The organism is Pseudomonas sp. TR47 (assembly GCF_044143025.1).
Classification (GTDB): Bacteria; Pseudomonadota; Gammaproteobacteria; order Pseudomonadales; family Pseudomonadaceae; genus Aquipseudomonas; species Aquipseudomonas putida_E.
Map to the genome: position 1 here is coordinate 1 of NZ_JBHFCS010000014.1, position 16,527 is coordinate 16,527.

Sequence of the window (16,527 nt, forward strand, 5' to 3'; positions counted from 1 at the left end):
CCCCTTCCACCCGGCTATTGAGTTGCCCGCCGAAAACATCATGAAACACTAATCACAAAAAAAACGCTATAAACGCATCGCAATCAATTCAAAGAATAAAAGCGAAAAGTACTACACCACCTCAAAAAAACCTGCCAGAACACCTCAATAAACGACAAGATCCACCCATCCTACTTAGTCTCTGTAGGAAAATACCTAAGCATTATTCTTACATTTAAAAATCCCAATAAACCGCCACATCAGTTTCGCTCGCTCAGGGCCGGATTAACACAGGTTGACATTTGCCAACCCTACAGCAACTCTTGACGCAGGCTTACTCTGCAGCCTGGCTGGCTTCAGTCCCAGCACTTGAATTGCATCCCAGAGACGAAATGAAAACAATAAGAACCTACAACTATGAAATACTTAACTTTGAACCACCCCCAAACAACAACCTAAAGCACCGGACCTCCCCGCCTCGGCCATGCCAGAGGACAAACATCACTCTATTATTGTGCACTCATCTCATTGGCTACACGATCATCAACGCCACCATTCAAAACAATGAAGAAAACCTCCCGAAACGTATCGAATACTGGGTGACCGCAGCCACCTCTTTGCGGGTAAATCGACTCCCACAGGCTCGCCGCTGTATGTGATACAACGCAAAACCTGTGGGAGCGGGGTAGCCCGCGAAGAGGCCGTTACAGACTAAGCTGTGGCTGTCACAACCCCTCCAGCTCCGCCATCAGATCACTCAACCGATCCACCTTGCCCTCATCCAGCGCGCTGCCCTGCAGCCCACGCACATACTCCGCCAGCTCCTCAACCGTACTGCACTCGAACATCGCCCGCAGCGGCACGTTCAGCTGCAGCTGTTTCTGCACCCGCGAGGCAATCTGCGTTGCCAGAAGCGAATGCCCGCCCAGCTCGAAGAAGTTGTCGTGCACCCCTACCCGCTCGGCCTTCAGCACGTCGGCCCAGATACTGGCGAGCTCCTCTTCCAGCTCGTCGCGTGGCGCCAGGTAGGCCTGGCCATGCTGGCCGCCGATGTCGATGGCCGGCAAAGCCTTGCGGTCAAGCTTGCCGTTGGCGTTGTGCGGCAGGCTGTCGAACCAGCCCCAGTGCAGCGGCACCATGTATTCCGGCAAATCAGCACGCAAGCGTTGCTTGACCTGCTCCAGCAGCGCGGCATCGGCGGTGACGCCCTGATGAGCCACCAGGTATCCGACCAGGTGCTTGCCGTTGACACCGTCCTGTACACCCACGGCGGCGTCGCGGATTTCGACCTGCTCGTGCAGGCGGGCTTCGATTTCACCCAGTTCGATCCGGTAACCGCGGATCTTCACCTGGTGGTCGATGCGACCGACATATTCGAACACGCCATCCGGGCGCTGCCGTGCCAGGTCACCAGTGCGGTACAGGCGCTCGCCCGGCGCACCATGCGGGTGGGGGATGAAGGCCAGAGCGGTACGCACCGGGTCGCCGACATAGCCCCGGCCCACGCCGGTACCGGCTACGCACAGCTCGCCCACCGCGCCCAGCGGTACCAAGGCCTGGTCCTCGCCGTACAGGTACAGGCGGTTGTTGTCGGTTGGCGTGCCGATCGGCAGGTAGCTGCCACGGGTCGAGGCCAGGTCGACGCGGAAGAACGCCACGTCATCGGAGCACTCCGCCGGGCCGTAGGCGTTGACCAGGCCGATGCCCGGGTAGCGCTGCAGCCATTGCGCGGCCAGCTCCGGCGGCATGGCTTCGCCGGTCGGCAGCATCCAGCGCAAGCCGCCCAGCGCCTGATGATCGTTGGCCAGCATGCCCTGGATCAGCGAGGGCACGCTCTCCAGCACCGTGATGCCGGTGGCCTGAACATGCGTCAGCAGGCCCTGCGGATCGTGGGCGATGGCGTTTGGCACGATCTCGACCCTGGCGCCGAACAATGGCGCGGCAAGGAACTGCCAGACCGAGATATCGAAGCTCTGCGAGGCGGTCTGGGCAATCACATCATGCTCGCTCAGCGCCAGGTACGGCACCTTGCTCAGCTGGTTGTTGAGCATGCCGCGCTGCTCGACCATCACGCCTTTGGGCAGGCCAGTGGAGCCTGAGGTGTAGATCACGTAGGCAAGATTGTCCGGCCCACTGTGGATACCCGGGTTGTGGCTGGCGATGTTGCTCGATTGCACCTCCTCCCATATCAACAGGCGCGGCCGCGCCACGCCGGCCAGTTCGTCCAGCAACAGGCGCGCCTGCTCGGCACAGGCTGCGCTGCACACCAGCACCGGCGTGCGGCTGAGCTCGACGATACGCTGCAGGCGCGCCGACGGCAGGCCAGGGTCCAACGGCAGGTAACCGGCACCTGCCTTGAAGCTGCCGACGATCATGCCCAGCAGTGGCAGGCCACGCTCGGCCAGCAGCGCGACCGGCTGATCGATGCCTGCACCCGCAGCGACCAGCGCATGGCCCAGGCGGTTGGCTGCCAGGTTCAAGCCGGCATAGTCATAGCTCGCCTCCATGCAACGGGCCACCGTGCGCTCTGGGTGCGCGGCGACCTGTGCCTCGAACTGCGCGACGTAGCTCTGCTCCAGGGCATAGGCCCGTTCGGTGCGGTTGCACGCCTGAAGCAGGAAGCGTTCCTCTGCCTCACCCAGCAACGGCAGCTCGCTGACCTGCCCGTCGAAACCTTGCACCAACGCCAGCAACAGGCGCTTGAACTCGGCCAGCAGGCGCTCGACGGTTGAATGGTCGAAGTAGCGCTGGTCGAACGACAGGTGCAGGCCAAGGTCGTCGCCCGGGTAGCACACCGCCGTCAACGGGAAATTGGTGTGAGTACGGCCCGAGTCCGAGCTGGCGTTGAGGTGCTGGGCGTGGTCGAGCACCGCGGTTTCCACCGGGGCGTTCTCGAACACGAACAAGCTGTTGAACAGCGGCTGGCCTTTGGGCAGTTCGCTGCACTCCTGGATCGTCACCAACGGCAGGTATTCGTACTCGCGCAGCTCCATGTTGCGCTCCAGCAGGCCTTGCAGCCACTGGCGCACGCTGCAGCGCTGGCCCGGTTCGGGCAATTGCACACGCAGGGCGATGCTGTTGATGAACAGGCCGACGGTGCGCTGCATCTGCGGCATGCTCACCGGCCGCCCGGCCACGGTCACGCCAAAGGCGACGTCGCGCTCGCCGCTGTAGCGGGCAAGCACCAGGGCCCAGGCCGCCTGGGCAAAGGTGTTGATGGTCAGTTGGTGAGCCTGGGCCAGTTCGCGCAGGCGCACGCCATCACTCACCTCCAGGCGGGTGTAGCAGTCACCGACCAGCATGCCGTCACCGGCATGGTCATGACGCAGCGGGCGGTCGCTTGGGATCGCCGTGGCGCGCTCGAAGCCGGCCAGGTTGGCCTGCCACCAGGCTCGTGCTTCGCCCAGGTCCTGGCGTTGCAGCCAGCCGATGTAGTCGCGGTAGCGTGGCGGCACCGGCAGCTGGGCCTGGCGGCCTTCGCCGAGGGCCTGGTAGAGCTCGAAGAAGTCGTTCATCAACAACGAGCGGCACCAGGCATCGATGAGGATGTGGTGGTTGCTCATCATGAACCAGTAACGCTCATCGTCCACGCGGACCAGCCGCAGGTGGAACGGCGCCTGGCGCAGCAGCTCGAAGCCAGCCTCGCGCTCTTGCTTGTGCAGCGCTTGCAGGCGTTGTTCCTGGGCCGCGTCGTCGAGGCCACGCCAGTCCTGGTAGTCGACAGGGGTGTTACCCGGTTTGTGAATGATCTGCAGCATCGCTTCGCCGGCATTCCAGCTGAACGATGCCCGCAGTGCCTCGTGGCGCGCCACCACCGCCTGCCAGGCCTGGGCGAAGCGCTGCGGGTCGAGGGCGCTGTTGATGCGGTAACGGTCCTGCATGTAGTAGATGCCGGTACCCGGCTCCAGCAGGGTATGCAGCAGCAGGCCCTCCTGCATTGGGGTCAGCGGGTAGACGTCTTCGATTTCGGCAGCCGGAACCGGCAGCGCGTCGATCTGTTCCTGGGTCAGGTGCGCCAGTGGGAAGTCCGAGGGCGTGAAGCTGCCCGTACCCTGGGCCAGGCAGTGGCCGACCAGGGCAAGCAGTTCGTGGCGATAAGCCTCGGCCAGGCGCGCAATGGTCTGCTCGTCGAAACGCTCGCGGCTATAGGTCCAGCGCAGTTGCAAGGCACCGCCATAGACCTGGCCGTCGACGCTCAGCCAGTTCGGCAGTGGCGCGTCGAGGTCGTGGGCCAGGCCCGCAGGGGCATCCAGCGGCTGGAACAGCGCCGCACTGTCGAACTGCTGGTCGAACTGGCCGAGGTAGTTGAAGGTGATGCGTGCTTGCGGCAGCGCGGCCATGCTCTCGCGCCCGGCGTCATCAGCCAGGTAACGCAGCACGCCGTAACCCTGGCCTTTGTGCGGCACCTCGCGCAGCTGTTCTTTGATGCGTTTGATCGAGGTGGCGCGGGCGCTGTCGTCCTCACCCGCCTGAGGGTTCAGGCGTAGCGGGTAGGCACTGGTGAACCAGCCCACGCTGCGGGTCAGGTCCATGTCTTCGAACAGCCCGTCACGGCCATGGCCTTCTAGCTGCACCAGCACCTCGTCGTCACCGGTCCAGCGGCAAAGCGTGCGCGCCAGGGCAGTCAGCAGCAGGTCGTTGACCTGGGTGTGGTACGCCGCGGGGGCCTGCTGCAACAACTGACGGGTCTGCTCCACATCCAGGGCGATGGCCAGGGTATCGGCATGCCGCTGCAGGTTGCCGCCCTGCGGGTGATCACATGGCAGTTCATGGCGCACATCCCCCAGCCGGTCTTGCCACCAGCCGAGCTCATCGCGCAGCGAATCGCTGCCGGCGTAGCTTGCCAGGCGCGCAGCCCAGTCGGCCATGGCGTGGGTCTTGGCCGCCAGCGGCTGACCACGGTACAGCGCCTGCAGGTCTTCGAGCAGCACGCGCCAGGACACTCCATCGACCACCAGGTGATGGATCGCCAGCAACAGCCGCTGGGCGCCCTGCCCGTCGCTGACCAGCAAGGCCCGCAGCAATGGCCCCTGAGCCAGATCCAGGCTGCGTTGTACGTCGGTGTACAGCGCCTGACAGGCATTGAAATCGGCCACCGTGGCAGTCCATAGCAGTTGCTCGCCAGGCGATGCGGCGTATTCGCCCTGCCAGCGGCCATCTGCCTGGGTAAACCGCAGGCGCAGGCTGTCGTGGTGTGCCACCAGGGTGGCCAGGGCCCGCTCCAGCAGGGCGCTGTCCAGCGGCACGCGCGCCTGAAGCAAGACGGCCTGGTTCCAGTGTTGCGGTTGGGCCACCTCACTGTCGAAGAACCAGTGCTGAATCGGCGTCAGGCCGCTGCGGCCCTGGCGCTGGCCCTGCTCGATGCTGTTCGCCACCTCGCTGCGGCTGGCCACGGCGGCCAGTGTCTGGATGGTCTGGTGCTGGAACAGGTCGCGCGGGGTGAACTGCAGGCCAAGCTGACGGGCCCGGCTGACCACCTGGATGGACAGGATCGAATCACCGCCCAGTTCAAAGAAGTTGTCCTGCACGCCCACGCGGGAGATGTTGAGCACCTCGCGCCAGATCTGCGCCAGTTGCTCCTCAAGCGCGTTCGCAGGTGCCTGGTACTGTTCGCGGGCCTGTTCCAGGTCTGGCAGCGGCAAGGCACGGCGGTCCAGCTTGCCGTTGCCCATCAGCGGCAGGCTGCCCAGCAGCACCAGGTGCGTTGGCACCATGTAATCGGGCAGGTGCTGACGGGTGTGCGCCTTGACCGCTTCGCGCAACCGGGCTTGGACCTCACTGTCAGCGCTGGCCTGCTTGCACACCAGGTAACCGACCAGCTGTTTGCCGCCGGGCAAGTCGTGAGCCAGCACCACAGCCTCTTCGATATCGGCATGCGCCTGCAGACAGCTCTCGATTTCGCCAAGCTCGATACGGAAGCCGCGGATCTTCACCTGCTGGTCGGCACGCCCGACATACTCCACCAGGCCGTCGGCGCGCAGGCGCACCAGGTCACCGGTGCGGTACAGGCGCCCACCGTCATGGCTGAACGGGTCGGCGACAAAACGCTCGGCGCTCAAGCCAGGGCGGTCGTGATAGCCCTGGGCAAGCCCTACCCCGCCGATGTACAACTCGCCGATGCCACCTTGTGGCAGCAACGCCAGATCGTCATCGAGGATATAGGCACTGCGGGCACCGATCACCCGGCCGATCGGCACGCTGCCGGCATCGGCGGGCAAGGTGTCAGGGGCAAGACAAGCCAGGGGCATGACCACCGTCTCGGTCGGGCCGTAGGCGTTGAAGAACTGCTGGGGGGCGAAGGCCTGACGGATACGCGTCAGGTGCTCGCCGGTCAGCGCCTCGCCGCCGGTGATCACCAGGCGTACCGGCAGTTGCTCGCCCTGCCCGGCCAGGTACTGGGCCAGCTGGCTGCCGTAGCTTGGGGTGAAACCGAGGATACTGACCTGCTGCTCGCGTACCAGTTGGCAGATGTCTTCGGCGCCCCATTGCCCCTGGGCACGCAGCACCACGCGGGCGCCGCACAGCAGCGGCACCAGCAGGCGCTCGCTGGCCGCGTCGAAGTTGATCGAATAGAAGTGCAGTTCGCAGTCGTCGCTGCGCATGCCGAAGGCCTTGATCACCGCCTGGCAATGCATGGCGATTTCGCCGTGGCTGACCACCACACCCTTGGGTTTGCCGGTGGACCCCGAGGTGTAGATCAGGTAGGCCTGGTGCTGCGGCAGGTTGAGGTTGGCCAAGGGTGCATCGCTGTAGGCGGACAAGCCTGCGGCGTCGTCCTCCATGCTCCAGCGCGCTACGCCGTCGGGCAGTTCGCCAAGGGTTTCGAGCAGCGCACGCTGGCTCAGCAGCAGGCCGATACGGCTGTCCTCGATCATGTAACGCAGGCGGTCGAGCGGGTATTCCGGGTCGAGCGGCACGTAAGCGCCACCGGCCTTGAGGATGGCCAGCAGGCCGACGACCATCTCCAGCGAACGCTCCAGCGCCAGGCCCACGCGCACCTGCGGGCCGACACCCCGCTCGCGCAGGGCACGGGCCAGGCGGTTGGCCTGCTGGTCGAGCTCGGCATAGCTCAGGTGCCGGCCGGCGAAGGTCAGCGCGCCGGCTTGTGGCGTGCGCGCAGCCTGGGCGGCGAACAGGCCGTGAAGGGTCTGCTCAGAGGCGAGATCATGCTCACCCTGCAACTGGTCGAGCAATACCTGCTGTTCGGCCCCGGCCAACATCGGCAGCTCGCACAGGCGCTGTTGCGGGTTGTCCAGCAGGCCGACCAGCAACTGTTGCCAATGCTCGGCCATGCGCGCGATCCGCGGTTCATCGAACAGGTCGCGGCTGTAGGTCAGACAGCAGCCAAGACGGCCATCGAGGTCGGTCACTTCCAGGTACAGGTCGAACTTGGTGGCGCTGGCATCGTTGACCAGGTAATCCACCTGCATGCCTGCCAGCTCACGGCTTTGCTGGAAGGCCCAGCGCTGCACGTTGCACATCACCTGGAACAGCGGGTTGTAGGCGCTGCTGCGCGGGGGCTGCAGGGCTTCTACCAGTTGCTCGAATGGCAGGTCCTGGTGCGACTGGCCTTCGATGGCGGCCCGGCGCACCTGGTCGAGCAAGGCGGCTGCGGTCATCTGCCCGTCCACCTCGCAGCGCAGCACCTGGGTGTTGAGGAAGGCGCCGATCAGCCCTTCGCTTTCGGGGCGGATACGGTTGGCCACCGGCGCACCGATGCGCAGGTCGCGCTGGCCGCTGTAGCGGTGCAGCAAGGCGGCCAGGGTGGCGGTCATGGTCATGAACAAGGTCAGCCCGCGCTGGCTGTTGAAGGCATGCACGCGGGCAACCAGCGCCGGGTCCAGCTCGAAGCGGTACAGCTCGCCACGGTGGCTCTGCACGGCCGGGCGTGGCCGGTCAGCCGGCAGGGCCAGGACCGGGTGTTCGTCGCCCAGGCGGGCTTTCCAGTAGGCCAGTTGGCGCGCCCCTTCGCCGCTTTCCAGCCACTGCCGCTGCCAGACGCTGTAGTCCAGGTACTGCACCGGCAACGGCGTCAGTGGCGACTCGCGCTCATCGACGAACGCTTCGTACAGCTCGCCCAGTTCGCGGGCGAAGATGTCCATGGCCCAGCCTTCGGTGACGATATGGTGCAGCGTGAGCACGAAATAGTGCTCTCGCTCCGCGGCCTTGACCAGGCAGGCACGCAGCAGCGGGCCACGCTCCAGGTCGAACGGCTGGTGCGCCTGGGCGTCGGCCAGTTGCTGCAGGCGCTGCTCGCGCAGGGCTGCCGGCAAGGTGCTGAAATCCTGCCAGTCCAGGTGTACGGCGCCTTCGCCGGCCACGCACTGGTACGGCACACCATCAATGGCGGGGAACGTGGTGCGCAAGGTTTCATGGCGCACGATCAACCCCTGCAGTGCGCGCTCGAACGCATCCACATGCAGCGTGCCGCGCAGGCGCGCCATGCCGCCGACGTTGTAGGCCGGGCTGTCCGGCTCCATCTGCCAGAGGAACCACATGCGTTGTTGCGAATACGACAGCGGCACAGCCTGGCGGCGGTCGACGCGGGTGATCTCGCCCTGCAGGTTGCGTTCGCCGGCTTCGCGGATGCGGGCGATCTCGGCGCAGAAGGCGCCCAGCTCGCTGGCTTCGAACAGCACCTTCAAGGGCAGCTCGACATCGCAGGCCTGGCGGGTGCGCGAGACGATCTGGGTGGCCAGCAGCGAGTGCCCGCCAAGGGCGAAGAAATCGTCGTGCAAGCCGATGCGCGGCAGGTTCAGCACCTCGCACCAGATGGCTGCAACCTGCTGCTGCAACGCTGTCTGCGGCGCGACATGTTCGCGCTGCTGCCAGACCGGTGCCGGCAGCGCCTTGCGATCGACCTTGCCACTGGGCCCCAGCGGCATGTGTTCAAGCGCGATCAGTTGCGCTGGCACCATGTAGGCAGGCAGGCGTTCGGCCAGGCTGGCGAGCAATGCCTCGGCTTGCCCCGGGCCGCTGTAGTAGCCGACCAGCTGCGCGCCCACGGCGTCCTGATGGATCAGCACCAGCGCTTGCTCGACACCCGGCTGAACAAGCAGGCAGGCTTGGACTTCTTCGGGCTCGACGCGAAAACCTCGCACTTTCACCTGCTGGTCCAGGCGACCGAGGTATTCCAGAGCCTGGGCCTGTACCTGCCAGCGGGCACGGTCGCCACTGCGGTACAGGCGCTCGCCATTGCCATCGGCCTGCGGTACGAAGCGTTCGGCGGTCAGGCCAGGGCGGCCGAGGTAGCCGCGGGCAAGCCCCGCGCCTCCCAGGTACAGCTCGCCTGGCACGCCCGGTGCGGCCAGTTGCAGTTCACCGTCGAGCACACGGCAGATCACGTTGCCCAACGGCCGGCCAATGGGCGAGCGTTCGCCGTCTTCAGCCTGGCAGTGCCAATGGGTGACGTTGATGGCGGTTTCGGTCGGACCATAGCGGTTGTGCAGTTGGACCTGCGGCAGCCGTTGCAGCACGCGGTCGCGCAAGCTCGCCGACAACGCCTCGCCACCGCAGAACAGCCGGCGCAAGCTGCTGCAGCCAGCGGCCAGCGGCTCTTGCACGAACACCTGCAGCAAAGGCGGCACGAAGTGCAGCGTGGTGACCCCGTGCTGCTGCACCAGCGCGGCGATGCGCTGCGGGTCACGGTGCTCGCCGGGGCCGGCCAGCACCAGCTTGCAACCGGTGATCAGCGGCCAGAAGCACTCCCAGACCGACACGTCGAAACTGATCGGCGCCTTCTGCATCAGCACATCGCCAGCATCCAGCGCATAGGTGGCCTGCATCCACTGCAGGCGTTCGGCCAAAGCTGCATGGGTGTTGCCCACGCCTTTGGGCTGGCCGGTGGAACCGGAGGTGTAGATCACATAGGCCAGGTTGTCGCCGTGCAGGTGCAGGCCAGGCGCGTGGCTTGGCCAACTGTCCAGGTGCAGCTGATCGAGGGCAATGGCACTGACGCCATCGACTTGCGGCAGGTTGGCCAGCATGCCGCTGTTGCTCAGTAGCAGGCTGGCCTGGCAATCGCGCAGCATGTAGGCCAGGCGTTCGGCCGGGTAGTCGACATCAAGCGGCACATAGGCACCGCCCGCCTTGAGGATCGCCAGCAGACCGACCAGCAGTTGCGGCGAGCGCTCCACGGCGATGGCCACGCAGCAGTCGGGGCCGACGCCTTTGTCGCGCAGGTAATGGGCCAGGCGGTTGGCTTGTTGGTGCAGTTCGGCGTAATCCAGGCTGCCACCTTCCCAAACCAGCGCCCTGCGCTCAGGGGTCTGGCGCGCCTGTTCATTGAGTTGCTCGACCACCAGGCGCTGCAGTGCCGGCGCCGGCGCCTGGCCCCAGGCCAGCAATTGTTGGCGGCCTTGCTCATCCAGCAAAGCGACGTCGCCCAGGGCCAGTTGCGGGTCCGCGCACACTTGCTCGAGCAGCGCCAGCAGGTGCTGTGCCAGGCGGGTGACGGTATCTTCGGCAAACAGCTCGGCGGCGTAGTCGAAGGCCAGGCTCAGGCGGCCCAAGTGGTCTTCCTCGCTGTGCAGCTGCAGGTCGAACTTGGCTTCGCGGCTGTGCCACGGCAACTCTTCTGCCAGCAAGCCGGGCAGGCGGCGCAGGGCCGAGAGGTCGCGCTGCTGGTGGTTGAACATGACCTGAAACAGGCCCTGCTCACGGGCGTCGGGCAACGCTTCGAGCAGTTGCTCGAACGGCAGGTCCTGGTGGGCCTGGGCATCGAGTGTCGCCTGCCTTACCTCAGCCAGCAGCTGCGCGAACGGCTGGCGGCCATCGAGCTGCGCTCGCAGCACTTGGGTGTTGATGAAGAAACCGACCATGCCCTGGGTTTCCTGGCGCGGGCGGTTGGCATTGGGCACACCGACACGGATGTCGTGCTGGCCGGTGTAGCGGTGTAGCAGGCCCTGCCAGGCTGCCAGCAGCACCATGAACAGGCTGGCCTGATGTTCGCGGGCCAGGCCCTTGAGGGCTTCGCTCAGCTTGGCCGGTACTTTGACGTTCAAGCGTGCCGCACGGTTTGCCTGCTGGCTGGAACGCGGCCGGTCCGGGTGCAGGTCGAGCACCGGTAGCGCATCGCCCAGCCGGGCTTTCCAGTATTCAAGCTGGCGCGTGCTTTCGCCTTCAGCCAGCCATTGGCGCTGCCAGTTGCCATAGTCGGCGTAACCCAGTGGTAAAGGCGCCAGCGAAGCCTCAAGGCCCTGGCAACGGGCGGCGTACAGTTTGGCGAATTCGTCGAGCAGGATGTTCAGCGACCAGCCATCGGCGACGATGTGGTGCAAGGTCACCCACAGCTGATGGTCTTCGTCACCCAGCCGCACCAGGGTCACGCGCAGCAACGGGCCCTGGCCCAGGTCGAACGGTAGCTGTGCTTCGGCTTCGCGGCGCTCGGCCACGTCGGTGGCTGGCAGCCCTTGCAGGTCCAGGTGCAGCAGGGTGAACGCCTGCCGGGGCAGGATGCACTGCAGCGCCTGGCCGTGCTCTTCGCTGAACACGGTGCGCAACGATTCGTGGCGCGCCACCAGCGCCTGGAATGCGGCATCCAGCGCAGCTTCGTCCAGCTCGCCGCGCAGGTGCAGGCCGGCAGGTATGTTGTAGGCCGCCGACTGCGGCGCCAGCTGCCACAGCAGCCAAAGGCGGTTTTGCGCCAACGACTGCGGCAGGGCCTGCCCACGGTCAAGGCGGGCAATGGTCGCCGTTTCGCCACCTCCCTGGGCGAGGATTGCCGCCACGGCAGCGCTGTACTGCGCCAGGGTCGGTGCTTCGAACAGGGTGCGCAGGCCCAGCGCGATACCCAGTTCATCGGCCAGACGCGCAGTCACCTGGGTGGCAGCGATGGAGTTGCCGCCCAGCAGCAGGAAGTGATCATCGGCGGCAACTGATTCGGCCTTGAGCACCTCGCACCAGAGGGCCGCGATGTGTGCTTGCAGGCCGTCGCCGGCAGCGGCAGTTTCACCGGTTTCGACGGGCGTCGGGAAGCGTGCGTAGCAGTCCAGGCTGCCATCGTCCATGCGCAGGCGGCAGGCCGATCGCTGCAGCTTGCCGCTGGAGGTCTTGGGCAAGGCCCCCGGGTTGAGCAACAGGACCACGGCAGGCGCCTGCCGGCAGGCGTCGGCGACGACCTGGCGCAGCGTCTTGATCAGCGCCTCGGGGGTGGACGCCTTCTGCACGTTACGGCTGATTTCCACCGCAACACCGATCCCCTCTTCACCCTGGTCGTCCACGGCAAATACCGCTACACGGCCCTTGCGCAGCACATCGACTTCACGTTCCAGGGTTTTTTCCAGGTCCTGCGGGTAGAGGTTCTGGCCACGGACGATCAGCATGTCCTTCAGGCGCCCGGTGACGAACACTTCACCTTCACGCATGAAGCCCAGGTCACCGGTGCGCAGCCACGTCTGGCCGTCCATTTCGACAAAGGTCCGCGCGCTGGCCTCAGGGTTGCGCCAGTAGCCCGAAGCGATGCTGGGGCCAGCGGCACAGATTTCGCCAACCCGATTGTCACTCAGCACGTCCAGGCACTGTGGCTCGACGATACGGACCGCATGCCCTGGCTGCGGGTAGCCGCAGCTCATCAGCACGCTGCCCTTGCCGGCTTCTGCGCGGTTGGCGGCGAAGGCGTCGCCGTCGAGTTCCAGCGCGCCGATGCCTTGGCCACGGCGGCTGCCGCTGACGAACAAGGTGGCCTCGGCCAGGCCATAACTGGCAAAGAAGCTGCTGGGCGTGAAACCGCAGGGGGCGAACTTCTCGGCGAAGGTGTCCAGGCTGTCCTGGCGAATCGGCTCGGAGCCGGAATAGGCCACACGCCAGCGGCTCAGGTCGAGGCTGGCCAGGGCCGCCTCACTGACCCGTTCGCTGCACAGGCGGTAGGCAAAGTCCGGCCCGCCGCTGATGGTGCCGCCGTATTCGCTGATCGCCTGCAGCCAGCGCTGCGGCCGCGCGAGAAAGTAACCTGGCGACATCAGCACACACGGTACGCCACTGAAGATGGGCTGCAGCAGCCCGCCGATCAGGCCCATGTCGTGGTACAGCGGCAACCAGCTGACGATCACATCGTCGGGGTTGAGGTCGATGCCAAACCCATGGCGAATCAACTGCTCGTTGGCCACCAGGTTGCCGTGGCTGACCTGCACGCCCTTGGGCAGGGCGGTGGAGCCGGAGGTGTACTGGAGGAAGGCGATGTCGTCGCCGGCCAGCGCCGGTTCGCGCCAGTCACTGGCCAGGGCCGGGTCCAGGCCGTCCACTGTCAGCAGCTCAGGGGCGCTGTCTGCGCCGAGTGCTTGCAGGCCCTGCAGGCTGTCGTGCAGCGCTGCCACGGTCAGCAGCAGGCGGGGCTCGGCGTCGTCGATGATCGACAGCAGGCGCTCCTGGTGATGCTGGCGCGAAGACTCCGGCGGGTAGGCCGGTACGGCGATGACACCGGCATACAGGCAACCGAAGAACGCCGCCACGTAGTCCGGCCCGCTGGGGAACAGCAGCACGGCGCGATCACCGAACGCGGCGCGGGCCTGCAAGGCTGCGGCGATGGTGCGTGCACGCATGTCCAGGTCCCGATAGCTGAGCACCGCCTGCTCGCCGGGCGCATCGGCCAAAAAGCGCAAGGCGATGCGCTCAGGGGTGTGCGCAGCACGTTGCGCCAGGGCCTGGACCAGCGAGAGCGGGAGTTCGAAGGCGTCCATCATGGGGTGTTCCTGCCAGTGTCTGGGTAAGTCGGGCCGGCTGCCGCGCGTGGTTCGGCGGGCAGCGTCCGGCGGCCGGATGTACACAGGGGAACGGATGGGCAACGCAAGAAATTACCGGGAAGTCGCAGCGACCAGGCGCACGGAAAGTGACGCGCATCACGATCGCCTGCTTAGAACTGAAACTAATAGATACTCATTAACTTTCGTATTTGACAATCATTATCATTCTGAATAGTTTGTCGCACGTCGTAGGAAGCTTCCCCAAGTGGGGTGCTCCTATTCCCCTCTGTGACAAGGTGATTTCCATGGCGGAACAACTATCCACAAGTAAGTGCGATTCACCATTACTCCAGGCATTCGTCGACAACCGCAGCATCCTGGTCAAGATCGCAGCCCGCATCACCGGCTGCCGCTCACGGGCCGAAGACGTGGTGCAGGACGCTTTCTTCCGGCTCGGCGCCGCCCCCCAGATCACCTCGTCGTTCAAGGCCCAGCTCAGCTACCTGTTCCAGATCGTGCGCAACCTGGCCATCGACCATTACCGCAAGCAGGCGATGGAGCTGAGGTACTCAGGCAGCGAAGAGGAAGGTTTGAACGTGGTCATCCAGAACACCTCGCCCGAGGCCACGCACATCAACCTGGCGGCCCTCGAGCACATTGCCGAGGCGCTCAACGAGCTGCCCCAGCGCACCCGTTACGCTTTCGAGATGTACCGCCTGCACGGCGTGCCGCAGAAAGACATCGCCAAGGAGCTGGGCGTGTCGCCCACGCTGGTCAACTTCATGATCCGTGATGCGCTGGTTCATTGCCGCAAGACCGCCAGCCGCCAGGCCTGAAGCAGCTGCAAACTGCAAGATGAATCAGCGGCGACGCGCCCTTCTCTTGCAGCTTGAAGCTTGCAGCTCGAAGCGCCCCCCCTAAGCCAGCCTGCAGCGATCGAAAAACCGCTCCCGCCCCAGGATCATCAACGCTGCGCGCTTGTGCGGAAAATCGAACTCCTTGTCGCAATGGAAGCACTGGTCGTGCATGTAGCCGATCATCTTGCCATTGTCGGCACGGGGCTCGGCCACCACCCGCTGGGTGCGTGGGTCATCCAGAAACAGGTAGTGCACCAGCGCCGACAGCCAGCTGGCGACCTTGTGCGGACCGCGATGCGCCTGTTCACCCACCAGCATGTGGATGCCGCGGTCGTAGTCGTCGGCTTGATAGAACGGCGCGATGCGGTCCTCCTTGGCCCAATAAGCCTCGAAGTAGGCAAATGGCTGATCGTCGAAACAGCCGATCAAGGTCACGGTGTGCGGGTCGGCTTCCAGCTTGGCCAGGTATTCCCTGTGCTGCTCCAACGACCCGCCCTCCTGCCAGAATTGCTCCACACGCGGATTGTTCTGCCAGCGATTGAAGCGCTCCAGGTCCTGTTCGAGCTCCAGGGTGCGCAGCGACACCCAACTCCCCAGGCGCGCATCGAAGCGCCGATACACCTCGCCACGGGGCTTGGGTGCGCGGCGCGGGTGGCGTTTGCCATTGCTGATCTGCATCTGTTGCGGGTACGCGCCGCTGTCCGGCTGGCCGAGCCAGGGCTGTGGCAATTGCCAGAACATGGAGCGCTCGCACAGGTATACGCCTGGCTGTTGCGTGGTGAGCAGCAGGCCGCTGGCGAGGGCCTCAGGTACAGACTGCGGCAGGTGCCAGGCAAGGCGCCGGCAGGCTGGGTCACGCGACAACAACCAATAACAGGCGGCCCACAGGGCCTGCTGTGGGCGTTCGGGGCACAGGCGTTCAACATGCACCGCCAGGGTAGCGGCTGGCGCCAGGCGCACCTGGATCAGCGGGCGGCCCGCCAGGGTCAGGCTCAACCAGCAATCGCCCTCTTCAGCGCTCAGGCTGCGCCAGCGAGGCTGTGACAAGGGTTGCGAAGCGGCATCGAACGGCATGGTCAGGGCTCACAGAAAATGAAAGAAAGGCTCACTTCTGAAAACGTCACTGCAATCGGGGAATTTAGTCATGGGGAGCGTGGACGGTGATCCGGTAAGGCTGGAAGATGCGGGCAAGCTCCCCGGTATCACGCAGGTGGCGCAGCAGCGCGGCCAATTGCGCGTCGCTGATAGGCGCGCCGGGGCGCAGCAAAGCATAGTGATGGTAGGCCTGGTCGATGCGCGTGGAGGCCATCAACTGGTCGTGACTGGCCGGGTTGCGCGCCAGGAAATCACTGAGGTACGAGCGCGTCACCAGGGCGATGTCGGCTCGGCCGGCCTGCACCATCAGCAGGTTGCTGTCGTGCGAATAGGTCAGCGTGGCGTTGTAGGCCTTGCGCAGGTAGTTGGGGTCCGGGTTGAAACGGGCGAATGCATAGTGGTAGCCGTTGAACAGCGCCAGCCGTTTGCCGGCGAGGTCATCGAAATAGTGCTGGTCCCGGCCATCGGCCTGTTTGGCGACGAACACCTCGGCATCTTCCAGGCCCATGTCCACCGCCTGATGCGGTATCCGTTGCCAGCCCCACTGCGGGTTTTCGAAGATGGCCATGTCGGTGCGGCCTTGCTGGAAATCGCCAAAGCGCCGCTGAATCGATGTGGGCACCAGCACGAAGCGATAATCTTGCTGCAGGCGGTTCAACGCTTCGACCAGTTGCGGCAGCAGCCCGGTGTCGGCACCCTGCTCGGGGCGAACCGTATAAGGCGGAAAATGCGCAGCGCCGACCTTTACCTCGATGGCGTCGGCAGCCCAGACCGGTGCCGCCAGCCATACCGCGGCCAGCATCAACAGGGTGGTCAAAGCCTTCAGGCCGGGCGCTGGAGTCAAGACGGACACTCATCACGGTTCATACCTGGATGCGCCTAAGCTAGGCGTTTTCCTGGCAAGGCACAACTGCTGG

General features: G+C 65.1%; 4 protein-coding genes. 1 reads left to right on the forward strand and 3 read right to left on the reverse strand.

Annotation, left to right across the window (positions count from 1 at the left end):
- Positions 1-704: 704 nt before the first annotated feature.
- Positions 705-13,658, reverse strand: coding sequence for a non-ribosomal peptide synthetase (locus ACEWE8_RS15695; RefSeq protein ID WP_395589325.1), 12,954 nt, complete (start codon positions 13,656-13,658; stop codon positions 705-707).
- A 305-nt stretch (positions 13,659-13,963) separates the two neighbouring features.
- Here ACEWE8_RS15695 and ACEWE8_RS15700 point away from each other — a divergent pair, with 305 nt between their 5' ends.
- Positions 13,964-14,494: an RNA polymerase factor sigma-70 gene (locus ACEWE8_RS15700; protein ID WP_046785285.1), complete on the forward strand. Its 531-nt coding sequence runs from the start codon at positions 13,964-13,966 to the stop codon at positions 14,492-14,494.
- An 81-nt stretch (positions 14,495-14,575) separates the two neighbouring features.
- Here the strand turns inward: ACEWE8_RS15700 and ACEWE8_RS15705 are convergent, their stop codons facing one another.
- The gene (locus ACEWE8_RS15705) at positions 14,576-15,589 is read right to left on the reverse strand and encodes a GNAT family N-acetyltransferase (protein WP_046785286.1); all 1,014 of its coding nucleotides are present in this window, start codon (positions 15,587-15,589) and stop codon (positions 14,576-14,578) included.
- 64 nt (positions 15,590-15,653) lie between these two features.
- Positions 15,654-16,454 (reverse strand): ABC transporter substrate-binding protein, encoded by an 801-nt coding sequence (locus ACEWE8_RS15710; protein WP_046785287.1) that lies wholly within the window; start codon positions 16,452-16,454, stop codon positions 15,654-15,656.
- Between the last annotated feature and the right edge of the window lie 73 nt (positions 16,455-16,527).